This is a genomic window from Pseudomonas oryzihabitans (assembly GCF_014522265.1).
GTDB classification, from domain to species: Bacteria; Pseudomonadota; Gammaproteobacteria; order Pseudomonadales; family Pseudomonadaceae; genus Chryseomonas; species Chryseomonas aestiva.
On sequence record NZ_CP017024.1, the window covers coordinates 4,063,035 to 4,079,147 of the forward strand.

General features: G+C 66.3%; 9 protein-coding genes and 1 pseudogene. 4 read left to right on the forward strand and 6 right to left on the reverse strand.

Annotation, left to right across the window (positions count from 1 at the left end):
• The 5 genes and pseudogenes from BGI51_RS18850 to BGI51_RS18870 form a co-directional block, all read right to left on the reverse strand.
• Window positions 1-3,132: a multidrug efflux RND transporter permease subunit gene (locus BGI51_RS18850; protein WP_187979329.1), complete on the reverse strand. Its 3,132-nt coding sequence runs from the start codon at window positions 3,130-3,132 to the stop codon at window positions 1-3.
• A gap of 9 nt (window positions 3,133-3,141) precedes the next feature.
• On the reverse strand, window positions 3,142-4,377 hold the full coding sequence (locus BGI51_RS18855) for an MdtA/MuxA family multidrug efflux RND transporter periplasmic adaptor subunit (protein ID WP_187979330.1): 1,236 nt from the start codon (window positions 4,375-4,377) through the stop codon (window positions 3,142-3,144).
• A 158-nt stretch (window positions 4,378-4,535) separates the two neighbouring features.
• Window positions 4,536-5,035, reverse strand: a pseudogene (gene tpx / locus BGI51_RS18860) (thiol peroxidase).
• A gap of 79 nt (window positions 5,036-5,114) precedes the next feature.
• On the reverse strand, window positions 5,115-8,807 hold the full coding sequence (locus BGI51_RS18865) for a translocation/assembly module TamB domain-containing protein (RefSeq protein ID WP_187979331.1): 3,693 nt from the start codon (window positions 8,805-8,807) through the stop codon (window positions 5,115-5,117).
• On the reverse strand, window positions 8,804-10,537 hold the full coding sequence (locus BGI51_RS18870; protein ID WP_252977128.1) for an autotransporter assembly complex protein TamA: 1,734 nt from the start codon (window positions 10,535-10,537) through the stop codon (window positions 8,804-8,806). Before BGI51_RS18870 ends, BGI51_RS18865 begins: the two co-directional genes overlap by 4 nt.
• Before the next feature lie 121 nt (window positions 10,538-10,658).
• On the opposite strand from BGI51_RS18870, the gene xthA reads away from it, so the two are divergent.
• Window positions 10,659-11,471: an exodeoxyribonuclease III gene (gene xthA, locus BGI51_RS18875; RefSeq protein WP_187979332.1), complete on the forward strand. Its 813-nt coding sequence runs from the start codon at window positions 10,659-10,661 to the stop codon at window positions 11,469-11,471.
• A gap of 69 nt (window positions 11,472-11,540) precedes the next feature.
• Window positions 11,541-12,896 (forward strand): substrate-binding domain-containing protein, encoded by a 1,356-nt coding sequence (locus BGI51_RS18880; RefSeq protein WP_187979333.1) that lies wholly within the window; start codon window positions 11,541-11,543, stop codon window positions 12,894-12,896.
• A gap of 211 nt (window positions 12,897-13,107) precedes the next feature.
• Here BGI51_RS18880 and BGI51_RS18885 read toward each other — a convergent pair whose 3' ends face one another.
• Entirely contained in the window at window positions 13,108-13,581 is a 474-nt protein-coding gene (locus BGI51_RS18885; protein ID WP_187979334.1) for a DUF192 domain-containing protein, read from the reverse strand.
• A gap of 64 nt (window positions 13,582-13,645) precedes the next feature.
• Here BGI51_RS18885 and BGI51_RS18890 point away from each other — a divergent pair, with 64 nt between their 5' ends.
• Entirely contained in the window at window positions 13,646-14,854 is a 1,209-nt protein-coding gene (locus tag BGI51_RS18890) for an MFS transporter (RefSeq protein ID WP_187979335.1), read from the forward strand.
• The gene (locus tag BGI51_RS18895; protein ID WP_187979336.1) at window positions 14,851-16,059 is read left to right on the forward strand and encodes an MFS transporter; all 1,209 of its coding nucleotides are present in this window, start codon (window positions 14,851-14,853) and stop codon (window positions 16,057-16,059) included. The genes BGI51_RS18890 and BGI51_RS18895 overlap by 4 nt, the downstream gene beginning before the upstream one ends.
• Window positions 16,060-16,113 lie beyond the last annotated feature (54 nt).

Genomic DNA, 16,113 nt, shown 5'->3' on the forward strand with positions numbered 1-16,113 from the left:
TCAGACCGCCCTGCGTCGACCCAGGCGCTCGCCCAGGCTGTCGAAGGCCAGGTAGATCACCGGGGTGGTGAACAGCGTCAGCACCTGGCTGACCAGCAGGCCGCCGACCATCACCAGGCCCAGCGGCTGGCGCAACTCGGCGCCGGCGCCGGTGGCCAGCATCAGCGGCACCGCGCCGAACAGCGCCGCCAGGGTGGTCATGAGGATCGGCCGGAATCTCAGCAGCGCCGCCTGGTAGATGGCCTCCTCCGGCTGCAGTCCCTGGTGGCGTTCGGCATCCAGGGCGAAGTCGATCATCATGATGGCGTTCTTCTTGACGATGCCGATCAGCAGGATGATGCCGATCACCGCGATCAGGCCGAGGTCATTGCCGGTGAGCAGCAGCGCCAGCAGCGCGCCGATGGCCGCCGAGGGCAGCGTCGAGAGGATGGTCAGCGGATGGATGAAGCTCTCATAGAGCACCCCCAGGACGATATACATCACCACCACCGCCGCCAGGATCAAGAGCAGGGTACTGGACAGCGAAGCCTGGAAAGCCGCTGCCGCGCCCTGGTAGTGGGTATTGATGCCCACCGGCAGGCCGATCTCCTGCTTGGCCGCGTCGATGGCCGCCACCGCGGCGCCCAGGGAAACGCCGCTGGCCAGGTTGAACGACAGGGTCACCGCCGGGAACTGGCTCAGGTGGTTGATCACCAGACGGGTCGGCCGCTGCTCCATCTTCACCAGGCTGGACAGCCGCACCGGGGCGCGACTGGTGTCCGTGGTGGTCTCGGAGTTGGTGGCCGTACCGGTGCCGCTGCTGCCGCTGGACGAGGAGCCACTGCCCGCCTTCACCCAGACCTGGCTGAGGGCATCCGGTCCCAGGCTGTCGGCGGCGGCGCTGGCCAGCACCACCCGGTACTGGTTGGCCTGGGTATAGATGGTCGAGATCTGCCGCTGACCGAGGGCGTCATAGAGGGCATCGGTAATGGCCGAGACCTGTACGCCGAGCCGCGCCGCGGCGTCGCGATCGATGGTCAGGTACAGCTGCAGCCCCTTGTTCTGCAGGTCGCTGGTGACATCGGTGAGTTCCGGGCGCTCTTGCAACGCCTCGATCAGGCGCGGCACCCAGGTGTCGAGCAGGCTGGCGTCGGGCGAGTCCAGACTCAGCTGGTACTGGGTCCGGCTGACCCGGTCCTCGACGCTGAGGTCTTGCACCGGCTGCATGTAGAGGGTGATGCCCACCACCTTGGCGACCGCGGGACGCAGGCGGTCGATCACTTCCTGGGCGGTGACGTCGCGCTCGCCCTGCGGCTTGAGGTTGATCTGCAGGCGACCGCTGTTGAGGGTGACGTTGTCACCGTCGACGCCGATATAGGAGGACAGACTCGCCACCGCCGGGTCCTGCAGCACCACCTCGGCCAGTGCCTGCTGGCGCTCGCTCATGCCGCGGAAGGAGATCGACTGGGGCGCCTCGGTGATGCCCTGGATGGAACCGGTGTCCTGAGCCGGAAAGAAGCCCTTGGGCACCAGCAGGTAGAGCACCGCGGTGAGCACGAAGGTCGCCACCGCCAGCAGCAGCATCAGTGCCCGGTGCGCCAGCGACCAGCGCAGCGCGCGGCCATAGCCGGCGATCAGCCGCTCCAGCCAGACCAGTTGGTGCTCGCCCGCCTCCTCGCGCTTGAGCAGCCGCGCGCACATCATCGGTGTCAGGGTAAGGGAGATCACCAGGGAGATGAGGATGGCCACCGCCAGGGTGATGGCGAATTCACGGAACAGCCGGCCGACCACGTCCTGCATGAACAGCAGCGGGATGAGCACCGCGATCAGCGAAACGGTCAGGGACACCAGGGTGAAACCGATCTGGCGGGCGCCCTTGAGCGCCGCTTCCATGGGTGTGGCGCCCTCTTCCAGATGCCGGGAGATGTTTTCCAGCATGACGATGGCATCGTCGACGACGAAGCCGGTGGCGATGGTCAGGGCCATCAGCGACAGGTTGTTCAGCGAGAAGCCGGCCAGGTACATGGCGCCGAAGGTGCCGATCAGCGACAGCGGCACCGTGACCGAGGGAATCAGGGTGGCGCTGAACCGGCGCAGGAAGACGAAGGTGACCATCACCACCAGTCCTACCGCCAGCAGCATCTCGTGCTGGACGTCGGTGACCGCGGCGCGGATGGTCTCGGTACGGTCGCTGAGCACGGCGATGTCGAGACCGGCCGGCAGGCTTTCCCTGAGGCTGGGCAAGAGCGCCTGGATGCGATCCACGGTCTGGATGACGTTGGCACCCGGCTGGCGCTGAACGTTGACCAGGATGGCACCGCTGCGATTGGCCCAGGCAGCCAGGCGGTCGTTTTCCGCACCCTGGGCGATGGTGGCCACGTCACCCAGGCGCAGGGCGCCGTTGTCGGCGTAGTTGAGGATCAGGTCGCCATACGCCTTGGGATCGCGCAACTGGTCGTTGGCGTCCAGGGTGGCGACCCGGGTGGGGCCGTCGAAGCTGCCCTTGGGCTGGTTGGTGTTCTCGCTGGTGACCAGGCTGCGCACATCGGCCAGGGTCAGGTTGTGGGCCGCGAGCTTGTCCGGATCGACCTGGATGCGCACCGCCGGGCGCTGGCCGCCGGCGAGGCTGACCATACCGACCCCGGTCACCTGGGCGAGCTTCTGCGCCATGCGGGTGTCGACCAGGTCGTAGAGCGTGGGCAGCGGCAGCGTCCTGGAGCTGATCGCCAGGGTGACGATAGGCGTATCGGCCGGATTGACCTTGTTGTACACCGGTGGTGCCGGCAGATCGTTGGGCAGCAGGTTGTTGGCCGCATTGATCGCGGCCTGGACTTCCTGTTCGGCGACCGACAGGTCCAGTTCCAGGTTGAATCTGAGGGTGATGACCGAGGCACCACCAGAGCTGGTCGAGGCCATCTGCGACAGGCCCGGCATCTGGCCGAACTGACGCTCCAGCGGCGCGGTGACAGCGCTGGTCATGACATCGGGGCTGGCACCGGGATAGAGGGTGAGCACGCGGATGGTGGGATAGTCCACCTGCGGCAAGGCCGCCACCGGCAGCAGACGATAGGCCAGCAGACCGGCGATGAGCAGCGCCACCATCAACAGGGTGGTGGCGACCGGGCGCAGGATGAAGGGGCGCGAGATATCCATCGCGGCCGATCAGCCCTGGGTCTTGCCGGGCTTGCGTACCGCCGGCTTGGCCGGTTCGCTGGGCGCCGCCGAAGCCCCGGTGACCACCTCCACCTCGTTGCCCTCGCGCAGCCGATCGGTGCCTTCGGTCACCACCCGGTCGCCAGCGGCCAGGCCTTCGGTAACCACGGTCAGGCTGCCGTCATCCGGGCCCAGCTTGAGGCTGCGCACCTGGATCTTGTTGTCGGGCCCCACCACGTAGGCGAAGGTGCCATTGGAGCCGAACTGGATGGCTGCCGAAGGCACCACCAGCGCCTGGTCCAGCACCTGTTCGCGCACCCGTACGGTCACGAACTGATTGGGGAACAGCGCCTCGTCGCCGTTGGCGAAGCGGGCGCGGAACTTGAGGGTGCCGGTGGCGGTGTCGATCTGGTTATCGAAGCTCTGCAGGGTGCCATCGGCGACCTTGCGCGAGCCACCGCGATCCCAGGCTTCGACCGCCAGGGTCTGGCCGGCGCGGGCGCGCTTGAGCAGCTCGCCGAGCTGGCTTTCCGGCAGGGTGAAGACCACCGAGATCGGCTGGGTCTGGGTGATCACGGCCACCACGGTGCTGTCGTTGGCGGACAGCAGGTTGCCGCCGTCGAGCTGGCGCAGGCCGACGCGCCCGGCGATGGGCGCCTTGATCTGGGTGAAGGCCAGATTCAGCTTGGCATCGGCCACCGCCGCCTGGCTGTTCTTGAGGGTGCCGCGGTACTGGTTGACCAGGGCTTCCTGGGTATCCAGCGTCTGTTTGGCGATGCTGTCTTCACGGAACAGACCCTGGTAGCGCTTGAGGTCCAGCTCGGCATTGCGCAGCTGCGCCTGATTCTGCTGCAGGGTGCCTTCGGCCTGCTGCAGCGCCACCTGATAGGGTCGTGGATCTATGGTAGCCAACAGGTCGCCGGCCTTGACCTTCTGGCCTTCGTCGAAGGCGACGCGTACCAGCTCGCCGGCGACCCGGGTGCGCACATTGACGGTATTGAGGGCCGTCACCGTACCGATGGACTTGCGCACGATGGGAAAGCTGCGCTGCTCCACCGCCACCACCCGTACCGGAGTCGGACCGGTCATGCCGAAGGGCGAGCGCGCGCCCCTGCCGGCGGCGGCCTCGCCCTTCTGTCCGTGCTGGTGATACCAATACCAGCCACCCGCGGCCGCCAGCGCCACGAGGACGAGCAGCCAGACCAGTCGGCGACGGGAGGAAGAGCGAGGCGAAGAGTCGGACATCGAGAATACGTACACGCTGGGAAAGACGGAAGATAAGCAGTAGCGAGACGGCTAACCAGCCCCTTTACTGCGTTTTTACCTAAAGCAAAACGGGCAGGCACGAGAGGCGCCTGCCCGTTTCGAAGCACCCACCGCACTGGGCGTTGGGTCGTCGGCGATCAGCCGAGAACGGCGAGTGCCGCCGCGTAATCCGGCTCCTGGCCGATCTCGGGCACCAGCTCGCTGTGCAGCACCCTGTCCTGCTCGTCCAGCACGACCACGGCGCGGGCGGCCAGGCCTTGCAGCGGACCACTGGCCAGGGCGACGCCATAGTCCTGGAGGAATTCGGCACCACGCAGGGTGGAGAGGTTCACGACCTTCTCCAGGCCTTCAGCGCCGCAGAAACGCTTCTGGGCGAACGGCAGGTCGGCGGAGATGCACAGCACCACGGTGTTATCCAGCTTGTCGACTTCGGAGTTGAACTTGCGTACCGAGGTCGCGCAGGTCGGGGTATCGACGCTGGGGAAGATGTTGAGCACCTTGCGCTTGCCGGCGAGGCTGGCCAGGGTGACGTCCTGCAGATCACCATTGACCAGGCTGAAGGCCGGGCCTGTTGCCCAGGCTGCGGCAGGCTGCCTTGCACGTCGACCGGGTTGCCACGCAAATTGACGGTTGCCATGAACTGCTCCTTTCTCATGAGACGGGACAGGGAGTAAACACGTTTTCCGCAGGCGATCAAAGCGTTACGCGCCCCGGCTTCAAAAATCGCGGCGATAGAAGAAATCCAGGGAATTGGCGAGACCGCTGGCGATCTCCAGATAGAGCCGCCGGGTGAGCTGGTAGCGCAGGGCGACGGTGTTCGCCGAAGCGAACACCCCGACCCCATAACGCACCGACAGCCTGTCGGTCAGGTTGCCCGAGGCCACCACGCTGGTCTTGTCCCCCGAACCCGCCGTATCCAGCTGGAAGTTCTGGATGCCCAACCGCTGCGCCAGGGCACCCGCGGTGCCGGAACTGCCGGCCAGGCCCAGGGCCAGCGCCGCCTGGCCGAGCACGTTGTTGTCCCCTTCGCTACCGCTGGACAGCGGGCGGCCCAGGACCAGGTAGGCCAGCGCCTGCTCCTGGCTCATGCTCGGCTCGGAAAACACCTCGATACGGGGCTGCTGGGCAAAGCCCGAGAGCCGCAGGCCCGCGGTGACATTTTGCTCCTGCACCACCCGCACGGCTTCCACGTCGATATAGGGCTGGGCGATGGGGCCCTGGAAGAACAGCCGGGCGCGTCTCATGGTCAGGCGCTGACCGTAGGCGTTGTAGCGTCCGTTGCGCAGATTCAGCTCGCCGCGGGTGTCGAGGTTGTCGCCGATGTGTACCTTGCCGACGATCTCGGCGGACAACCCGAAGGCATCGAAGGTGAGCTTGTCGGAACCGACCAGCACATCGACGTCCATGGCGATCTGCATGGCCTGCTGCCTGGCAGGCGCTTCCTGGCCGACGATGACGGCATCGTCCGACACCTTGACCGTGGACGGCGGCAGCTGCTGGACCCGGATGCGCCCGCGCGGCATCCGCACCTCACCGGCCAGGGCCAGACGACCATCCTTCATCAGGATCTTGAGATTGGGCGCCACTTCCAGCTGGGCATAGGGCTCGACGTTGACCGGCAGCCTGTCGCCGGTGACCGCCACGTTGACGTCCAGGCCATTGGCCCAACCGACGCTACCCCGGATCTGGCCACGCCCCTGGGGTCCGCTGCGCCAGCCGCCATCGAGCACGGCGCTATCGCCCTGGATGCGGGCGGTCAGACCGAGATCCTGCAGGCGCGTTGGCACGCTGCCACCGCCGATGTCGCCACCGCTGAGCTGGAGCTGACCATTGACGCGGGGTTGCAGCAGCGTCCCTCCCAGTTCGCCGGCGCCATTGATCTTGCCTTCGAGGTGTTCGATGCCTTCGACGAAGGCCTTGCCCAGGGCCAGATTCAGGCCCTGCAACTGGAAACGACCGGTCAGTGCCTGGCTCGGATCGCGGGGATCCAGGCGGGCCTGGACGTCGAGCCGGCCCAGATCGGCACTGGCCAGGCGCACCTGGGTGTCGACCTGCTGCGGCTTCAGGGCGCTGGTGACGTCCAGGCTGTCGTAGCTGAAGGTCTGCCACTGACCGGCAGCGTCGCGCAGCCTGAGGCTGCCGCGCCCGGCCTGGAGGCGGATTTCGCCATCGGGTCCGGCCTTGGACAGGCGCAGGTCGACGTCGCCGTCGAGGGTGCCTTGCCAGGCCAGCTCCGGCGGTAGCAGCGGTTGCAGACTGGCGAGCGGGAAGGCGCGCAGGTGCCAGGCGAGGCGGGTATCGGGCAGCAGTTGCTGATCGTCGCCACAGAGGCTGGCCGCACCGTAACGCCAGCAGTGGCGGCCCAGCTCCAGGCGCCCGTCGACCAGGCGCTCGATGCGTGCCGGACTCTGCAGCGACCAGTTCTGGCCACTGGCGGCGACCGAGCCACGCGCCAGCTGACCCTTCCAGTCCCCGTTGTCGGCCAGCGTGCCACCTGCTGCGAGCATCAGGTTCAGTTGCGACCCCTTGAGCGAGAGATCTGCCTGCTGCTGACGACGATCACCCTGCCCCTGCAGGCGCAGGACACCGAAATCACGACCAGCGGCCTGCAGCCCCTGGGCGGTAAGGTCCAGGGTGCCGCGTTGGCGATCATCCAGGTTGGCGGCCAGCGCGAGGCTGCTGATGCGGTTGTCGGCATAGGCCAGCTGGCGACCGTCGAGGCGCAACTGACCGGCAGGGGCCTTGAGGGTCCCGGCCACGTCCAGGCGGCCCTGGGCGCTTCCGGAAAGGTCGGGCCAGAGCTGGGCCAGGCGGCGCAGGTCCAGCTGGAGCTGACCTTGCAGACGCTGGTCGAGAGCGCCCTGCCCCTGAATCCGATTGTCACCCAGGCGAATGTCGAGCTCGGATACCTGCCACTGCTCGCCGGCGCCCTTGGCCTTGGCCGCCAGCACGGCCGGCTGGTTGCGCAGTCGACCCTTGAGGTCCAGATCGGCATCCAGCTGCAGGCGCCCATCCTTGAAGGCGCCCGAACTGCGCAGCGGACCGCCCAGGCTGCCGGGCAGCTGGGCTACCCAGAAGGCCGGATCGAGGCGGCTCAGGTCCAGGGCCACCTGCCAGCTGACGCCGTCGGTGAAGCCCAAATTGACCTTGCCCTGCGCCCGCCCCTGGCCAGCCTGGAGATCCAGCGATGGCAGATTGAGCTGAGTGGTGTCGCCACTGAAGGGGGTGGCCAGGGTGAAGGCGCCGGCCGGGCCGGTGGCGGCGGCCTTGAGATTGCCCAGGTAGGCGCCGTCCCGGTAGGCCACCTCGCCTTGCAGGCGCTGCAGACTCACCGGTGGCTCCGCCATGGGATACAGCCGCCGCCAGGGGAAATCACGCCAATCCAGCGTGGCATCGGCGGCCAGTCCCTGGTGCCAGTCGACCTGTCCGGCCAGTGCCACGCGCTGTTCGGGCGCGGCCTGCAAGCGCAGCGCCGCGATGCGCGCGCCCTGGGCATCGACGCGGCCATCCAGATTCAGCTCCACCGGACCGCCCTCGCCCGGCAACCGGGCCTGGCCGACCAGGGCGTAGCCCGCGGCCAGGTCGCCCCGTGCGGTCAGCTTGAGATCGTTGAGCCGCAGGGTATCGGGCAGGCTGGCGGCCGCCTTGAAGCCATCGGCCACCAGCTGCAGGTCGGCCGGGACGTTTTCCACCAGCGGCTGCACCGTGCCGGTCAGGCGTCCGGGCAGATAGCCGCTGCTGTCAGCCTCCAGGTGCAAGGTCTTCTGCAATTCACCGTCCAGCTTGAGCGCCAGCGACCAGGGCGCGGCCTCCGGCGCGGGCAGACCCAGGGTGCCCTGCAACTGCAGCGGCCAGGCGCCACTCGGTTGCAGCTGGCCATGGATATCCATGGTGATGCCGTGGGCCAGGCCGGCCAGCCGCTCGATGACGATGCCCTCAGCCTGCCAGCGCGCCTGGAGTGCCAGGTCGCGAGCCTGTTCGGCGCCGTTGTAGCGGATTTCGCCGATTCGCACCTCGCCCAGCTGCACCCCCAGCGGCAAGCCGAGGCTGGGCAACTGGATGGGCCCGTTTTGCTCGGGCGTAGGCTCGGGACTGGGCGCCTGGTCGATGGCGATGCGCGAAGCGACCAAGGTATCGATGCACAGCTGCAATCTGAGCAGGCAGCCGGGTCGCCAGGCGAATTCGGGCGCCTCGACCGTCACCCGGGTAGCACCACCGTCCCACACCAGCTGCCGGGCTTGCCAGTGGCCACCGAGGCGACCCTGGAAATCGCTCAGGGTCAGACCAGGAACGTGATCCAGCACCAGGCGGCCGATACTGCCGTTACCCAGCATCAGGGCCAGCAACAGAACTAGGGCGCCCAGCAGGGCCGCCAGTACACCGAGGATGACACCGCCTACCGACTTCACAGCTCAGGCCCTATGGAAAAGTGCAGGCGGATGCCGCCGGGTTCGTCGAGACCGTGGGCCAGGTCCACACGGATCGGTCCTACCGGCGAGACCCAGCGCACGCCCACGCCGACGCTGGTCTTGAGCTCGTAATTGTTGAGGTCGTTGAAGGCGCTGCCCTGGTCGATGAAGGTGGCCAGCCGCCATTTGTCGCGCAGGGGATACTGGTATTCGACCCCACCGGCGACCAGGTAGCGACCGCCCACGTAGTCGCCCTCATCGTTTTCCGGCGACAGGGTCTGGTAGTCGTAGCCGCGAACGCTCTGATCGCCGCCGGCGAAGAAGCGCAGCGACGGCGGGACCTTGTTGTAGCCGTTGGTGAAGTTGCCACCCAGTTGCAGGCGCCCGAGAAAGCGGTGCCCGTCGCCCACGGTGATCAGCCCACGGGCCAGCGCCGTGGCATGGATCATGTTGGCATCCGAGAGCAGTCCTTCCTTCGCCGCCGACACGCCGAATTGCAGACGGTAGCCGCGATTGGGGTCGATGCGGTTGTCGCTGCGCAGCAGGGAGAAATCCACCCCGGGCATCACCAGATTGGAGGTGCCCTCGTCATTACCCAGCCGATAGCTTTCGTTGCGCCACTTGAGCGAGAGCACCCGCTCCCAGCCGTTGGGAAACTTGCGATGCCACTCGGGGCCCACGGTCAGCAACTGGCTGAGGGAGTCGTCGTTGGCGATCTGCTCGTACTGGTAGCCGCCAGCGAAGCGGAACTTGTCATTGATCGGGTCCTGCCCGGGAATGTCGTACCAGGTGGCAATGCTCTGGCGTGGCGCCGACAACTCCGCTTCCGCACCCAGGCTGTGCCCCTGGGGATTGAGCCAGTGGTTTTCCCAGGTGAATCTCAGCCGTGGGCCGACATCGGTGGAATAGCCGGGGCCGAAGCCGAAGGTCCGTGGCTTGCGGGTCCGCAGCGTGACCGTCACCGGCACCTCGGCGGCGCCTTCCTGCTTGGGATAGGTGTCAAGCCGTGCGCCATCGAAGAAGCCGCTGGCCAGCAGGTTGCTCTGGAAGTCGGCGATCAGCTCGGAATCGTAGGGCGTGCCCTGGGCAAAAGGCACCATGCGCTGGAGCAGATCGGGATCGAAGGGCGCATCCCCTTCGAAGGACACCTTGCCAAGGACAAAGCGTGGCCCGCTGGCGAACACCAGGGCGATATCGGCAAAGCCGGTGGCGGGATCGATACGCAGCTGATGCTGGGTGAAGGTGCCACGAAAGAAGCCATACCGCTGCGCCTGGTTCTGGATCAGGCTCTTGGCGTCTTCGTAGAGACCCTGGTTCAGCGGCTGGCCCGCCTTGAGCCCGGCCGGAACCGGCTGGCGAAAGGCGCGCAACTCGCGCGCCGGACCTTCGATGCGGATATCGACGTTGCGCAGCCTGACCGGCTCGCCCGGCCGTACCTCGACCACCAGCCGTGGCGTCTCCCCCGGCTCGACCCGGGTCTCGATCTGCGCGTGGTAGTAGCCGAGTGCCTGGGCGGCCTGTTCGGCCTGCCGTTCCGTCGCCGGACGCAGGCGCTGCAGCCCGGCGACATCCCGTCCCTCGACCGAGCCGATATAGGCCTGGATGTTGTCTCGCAACGCGTTGTTGGCGGGTTGGACGCGAACGCTGACTTCGGCCGGTGCCGCCCAGGCCACGCCGTGCAGACAACAAATTCCAATCAGGGCGCGGCGTAGAGCGTTCGGCTTATTCATACAGGGATGCTAACGGGCGTTGCGCTGTGAGACAAACGGGAGTGGCCAGGGTTCGCCAGGTGGCCGTTTCGGCAAGAAGCTTTCTGCTAGGCTAGGGCCATCCACGTTTCGGGAGGGTGTCATGAAGGTAGTTTGCTTCAATATCAATGGCTTGCGCGCAAGACCTCATCAACTTTCCGCCATCATCGAACGCTATGATCCAGATGTGATCGGTCTTCAGGAAACCAAGGTCGCGGATGACCAGTTTCCCCTGGCTGAGGTCGAGGCCCTGGGTTATCACGTGCACTACCACGGGCAGAAGGGCCACTACGGGGTGGCCCTGCTGTCACGCCTGGCGCCGCTGGAGTTGCACAAGGGCTTTCCGGGCGATGGTGAAGAATCCCAGAAGAGATTCATCTATGGCGTCTTCGCGGATCGCCAGGGTCAGCCGCTGGTGGTCATGAACGGCTATTTTCCTCAAGGCGAGAACATTGCCCACCCGACAAAATTCCCAGGCAAGAGGAAGTTCTACGCGGATCTTCAGAATCTACTTGAAGAGCGCTTCTCACCGGACACACCCTTGCTGCTCATGGGCGACTTCAACATCTCCGCCCAGGATCACGACATCGGCATCGGCGCAGCCAACGCCAAGCGCTGGCTGCGTACCGGCGCCTGCAGCTTCCAGCCGGAAGAACGCGAATGGATGCAGCGGCTGCTCGGCTGGGGCCTGATCGACAGCTACCGCCAGCTGCACCCTGAGGTCGACGACCGCTTCAGCTGGTTCCCCTATCGCAGTCGCGGCTTCGAAGACGAACCCAAGCGCGGCCTGCGCATCGATACCATCCTGGCCTCGCGGATCCTGCAGGAGCGTATCGTCTCCGCCGGCGTGGACTACGACATCCGCGGCATGGAGAAACCCTCCGACCACGCGCCGATCTGGCTGGAATTGACGTGAGGTCCTGTCACATCGACGTCATGCGACATCCCTAAGGTGTCGGCCTCGCCTTAGGCTCGAGGCCGACCCATGAACTGCTCTGCTCCGGTATTCCGTCGCGCCTTGCTGCGGCGAGCGGCGCTCGCGACCTTGCTTCCGCTGCTGCCTCTCCCCCTGCTGGCCAACGACGCCCCAACCACCCGCCTGCGCCTGCAGGGCTCCAATACCATCAACGCCCGCCTGGGTCCGCGCCTGGTCGCGGCCCTGCTCGCCGAGCGCGGCTTCCGCGATCCCCAGGTGGTACCCACCGCGGTGATGGACGAATGGCAGCTGGTGGCGCGCGCCCCGAACGGCGCTAGCGTGGCCGTGCAGATCGCGGCCCATGGCTCCAGTACCGGCTTTACCGCCCTGGCGGCGGGCACTGCCGATCTCGCTGCCGCCTCGCGCCCGGTCACCGATGCCGAGGTGAACACCCTGGCCGGCCTGGGTGACCTGCGCAGCAAGGAGGCGGAGTACGTCATCGGCCTGGACGGCCTGGCGATCATCGTGCATCCCGGCAATCCGCTGCGAGAACTCGATCTGCAGCAGCTGGCGCAGATTTTCTCCGGCGACATCGGCGACTGGCAGCAACTGGGCGGCAAGGCCAGCCCGATCCGACTCTATGCGCGGGATGATCGCTCGGGCACCTACGACACCTTTCGCGAGCTGGTGTTGAGTCCTGCCGGCAAACGCCTGAGTGCTGCCGCCAGGCGCTTCGAATCCAACGAAGAACTGGCGCAGCGGGTGGCCGAGGATCCCGCCGGCATAGGCTTCACCAGCCTGGCGGCGGCTGCCGGGTCGCCAAAGCTCGCCCTGCGCGACGGTGAAGGCCGCGCCATAGCGCCGAGCGAAGCCAGCATCGCCACCGAAGACTATCCGCTCGCCCGCCGCCTCTTCCTCTATGCGCCGCCTGCCCAGCGTTCGGACTGGGCGCAGAGTCTGCTGGAATTCAGCCAGACCCCGACGGGTCAGGCGGTGGTGCAACAAAGCGGCTTTGTCGCCCAGCGCATCGAGCCTCTGACCATAGACGGCACCCGCGGCATGCCACCGGCCTACGGCAAACTGGCGCGCCGGGCGCAGCGCCTCACCGTAAACTTCCGTTTCACCGCCGGCAGCGCGCGCCTGGACAACAAGGCGCTGCGTGATGTCGAGCGGCTGGCCACCTTCATGCGCCAGCCGGAAAATGCCGGTCGGCAGCTGATTCTGGTGGGCTTCAACGATGCCACTGAAGATCCGGCACGCGCCTCCCTGCTGGCACGCCTGCGAGCCACCGCGGTCGCCACGGCGTTGCGTCACCAGCAGGCCTTTGCCGGCGAATTGCTTTCTCTTGGCGACCAGCTGCCCGTTGCAGGACTGTCGCCCAATGGCCGAGTAAAGAACCGGCGTGTCGAGGCCTGGATTCAATAGTAATCAAGGTGTTATGCCAAGAACGTGAAGAGGTATAGCACACCCCTACAGCGCCAGCCGGCAGTGCACGCACAGCGGTCGCCAAGCAATTCAGATTCGTAAAAAACTTAAGGTAACGTCTTAAAAGTAGATTCTAATTAAGATTATAAAATAACCGTATCTAATTGATTTAGAACAAAATATAAAATTATCTCGATACCAAATCGAAGGACTATCGGGAGGCAGGCGCGACCGTCTCCAGCCCCTGTACAGCTTCGCCCGGCTTGATCCCACGCCCTGAAAACCAGCCGGCTTGGGTTTCCAGCGCGTAGCGCGCCGGGGCCTTAGAGCAATGATGGGTATCGGTCAGTGGCTGCATCTCGACGGTATTGAGGATCCTGCCACTCTTGTCGATGAAGGCGGCGGCCAATGCGCTGGGGGTATCGCGCATCCACAGGCAGCGTTCGTCATCCCCGGCAAAGACGAACAGCATCCCTTCACGGGCGCCCAGTGGCGGTCGCCCCATGAGTCCCCGAGCCCGCTGCGCAGGTGTCGCTACCACCTCGACGGCCAGGCGCTGCCCACCGATCCGCAATTCGATCCGCTCCGCTGCCCAACCGGGCATGGCGACCAACAGCAGGAAACCGACCCAAGTAGGACCTGGCGCTCGTTTCGCTTCCTCGCGCGCATGGACAAAAAATGTCATCGCATGTGACCTTTACCGGACGAAAGCAATCTATCCCACATTGTCAGACAACCTCTCGAGTCCGATGTCGACCGCCAGCCTACCGCCCGCACCCTCACCCGCTCTGGCCACCCGCATTACCCTGGGCACGGTGCTCTTTACCTTTATCGCCTACCTTACCATCGGCATCCCCCTGGCCGTGCTGCCGGGCTACGTGCATGACCAGCTGGGCTTCAACTCCATCATCGCCGGCCTGGTGATCAGCAGTCAGTACCTGGCGACCCTGTTTTCGCGCTCCCACGCCGGACGCATCATCGATACCGTGGGCGCCAAGCAGTCGGTGCTCTACGGCATGCTCGGCTGCGGCCTCAGTGGCGTGCTAATGCTGGCCTCGGTGCTTCTCCAGGCCTGGCCCTGGGTCAGCCTCACCGCCCTGCTGCTCGGCCGACTGGTGCTGGGTTGCGCCGAAAGCCTGTCGGGCACCGGTGCCATTTCCTGGGCGATCGGCCGGGTCGGCCCGACCAATACCGCCAAGGTGATTTCCTGGAATGGCGTCGCCAGCTACGGTGCCCTGGCCATAGGCGCGCCGCTGGGGGTGGTCTTGGTGGATACCCTGGGGCTGTGGATCATGGGCGTCAGCATCATCGGGCTGGCCGCCGTGGGTTATCGCATCGCCAAACCCCGTCCGCCAATCGTCCCGGTGCGCGGCGAACGCCTGCCCTTCACCACCGTGCTGGGTCGGGTCCTGCCCTTCGGCCTCGGCCTGGCGCTGGGCGGCATCGGCTTCGGTACCCTGGCGACCTTCATTACCCTCTATTACGCCAGCCAGGGCTGGAGCGGCGCGGCCCTGTGCCTGACCGTATTCGGTTCCTTCTTCATCGGTGTACGCCTGGTCTGTGCCAACGCCATCAACCGCCACGGCGGCTTTCGCGTCGCCATCGTCAGCCTGGCGGTGGAAGCGGTCGGTCTGGCGGTCCTCTGGCTGGCTCCTAGCGTGACCACCGCCCTTATGGGTGCCGCCCTTACCGGGATCGGCTTCTCGCTGGTATTCCCGGCACTCGCCGTGGAAGCGGTGCAGCGGGTCCCGTCCTCCAACCGGGGCGCCGCCCTGGCCGGCTATTCGGTATTCATCGACCTTTCGCTGGCGGTGACCGGGCCCCTGATCGGCGCCGTGGCCACCCACTTCGGCTATGCCGCCAGCTTTCTCTGCGCCGCCCTGGCCGCGCTCGCCGGGCTCGCCCTCAGCGTCCGCCTCCTCTGCCGTTTCGACGAGTCCTCTCGAGAACAGCCATGACCACGACAGTCCCTCCCGCTACCTCGCTCGCCATCACGCTGCGCATCGTCTCAATCGTCGTCTTCAGCTTCCTGCTGTTCCTGGCGATTGGCCTGCCGCTGGCGATCCTGCCGGGCTACGTGCACGACGATCTCGGCTACGGCTCGGTGATCGCGGGACTGGCGATCAGCATCCAGTACCTCGCCACCCTGTTCACCCGGCCCCTGGCCGGCAAGCTGGCCGACAGCATTGGCGCCAAGCGCGGCGTGATCTACGGTCTGTTCGGCTGCGTCGCCTGCGGCGTGCTGACCCTACTGGCCACCTCGCTGCAGAGCCTGCCTGGTCTCAGCCTGGGCCTGCTGATCGTCGGCCGGGTCATCCTCGGCATGTCCCAGGCCCTGATCGGCACCGGCTGCCTGAGCTGGGGCATGGGCAGCGTCGGCATGCAGCACGTGAGCAAGGTGATCTCCTGGAATGGCATAGCCGCCTACGGCGCCCTCGCGATCGGCGCGCCGCTGGGCGTGGCCATGGTCGCCGGCCTCGGCTTGTGGAGCCTGGGCGTAGCGATCGCGCTGCTGGGTGCCCTGGGCCTGGCCCTGGCTTGGAACAAAGAACCGGCGCCGGTGATTCCCGGTGAGCGACTGCCCTTTCACAAGGTGTTCTGGCGCATCAGTCCCTTCGGTCTCTGCCTGCTGCTGAGCTCCATCGGCTTCGGCGCCATTGCCACCTTCGTCACGCTCTACTATGCGAGCAATGGCTGGCCCAATGCCGCCTTCTGCCTGACTGCCTTCGGCGCAGCCTTCATCTGTGCGCGGCTGTTGTTCGCCGGCACCATCAACAAACTGGGTGGCTTTCGGGTCGCCCTGGCCTGTTTCACCGTCGAGACCCTGGGTCTGCTACTGCTCTGGCTGGCAGTCACCCCGCAGATGGCGCTGATCGGCGCGGCCATGGCCGGCTTCGGGCTGTCGCTGGTCTATCCCGCCCTGGGGGTAGAGGCCATCGTCAAGGTGCCGCCCACCAATCGCAGTGCCGCACTGGGTGCCTACTCGCTGTGCCTGGACCTGGCGCTCGGTATCACCGGGCCGCTGGCCGGTGCCATCGCCAATGGCTTCGGCTTCAGTGCCATCTTCCTGTTCGCCGGCCTCATGGCCCTGGCTGGCCTGGGCCTTAGCGCCCTGCTCTACCGCCGTGCATTGCGTGAGCGGCCGAACATGCCGCCAACCTGACCAACTGATAGCGTCAGCGTCAGGCACCTGCGAATCACTTAGCGGATGTCGCCT

What these genes read in the sequence shown, in the direction of transcription:
- BGI51_RS18855 (WP_187979330.1), bottom strand. Translation starts at nt 4,377, where the DNA reads ATGTCCGACTCTTCGCCTCGCTCTTCCTCCCGTCGCCGACTGGTCTGG.
- BGI51_RS18885 (WP_187979334.1), bottom strand. Translation starts at nt 13,581, where the DNA reads ATGACATTTTTTGTCCATGCGCGCGAGGAAGCGAAACGAGCGCCAGGT.
- BGI51_RS18890 (WP_187979335.1), top strand. Translation starts at nt 13,646, where the DNA reads ATGTCGACCGCCAGCCTACCGCCCGCACCCTCACCCGCTCTGGCCACC.
- BGI51_RS18880 (WP_187979333.1), top strand. Translation starts at nt 11,541, where the DNA reads ATGAACTGCTCTGCTCCGGTATTCCGTCGCGCCTTGCTGCGGCGAGCG.
- BGI51_RS18895 (WP_187979336.1), top strand. Translation starts at nt 14,851, where the DNA reads ATGACCACGACAGTCCCTCCCGCTACCTCGCTCGCCATCACGCTGCGC.
- BGI51_RS18870 (WP_252977128.1), bottom strand. Translation starts at nt 10,537, where the DNA reads ATGAATAAGCCGAACGCTCTACGCCGCGCCCTGATTGGAATTTGTTGT.
- xthA (WP_187979332.1), top strand. Translation starts at nt 10,659, where the DNA reads ATGAAGGTAGTTTGCTTCAATATCAATGGCTTGCGCGCAAGACCTCAT.
- BGI51_RS18850 (WP_187979329.1), bottom strand. Translation starts at nt 3,132, where the DNA reads ATGGATATCTCGCGCCCCTTCATCCTGCGCCCGGTCGCCACCACCCTG.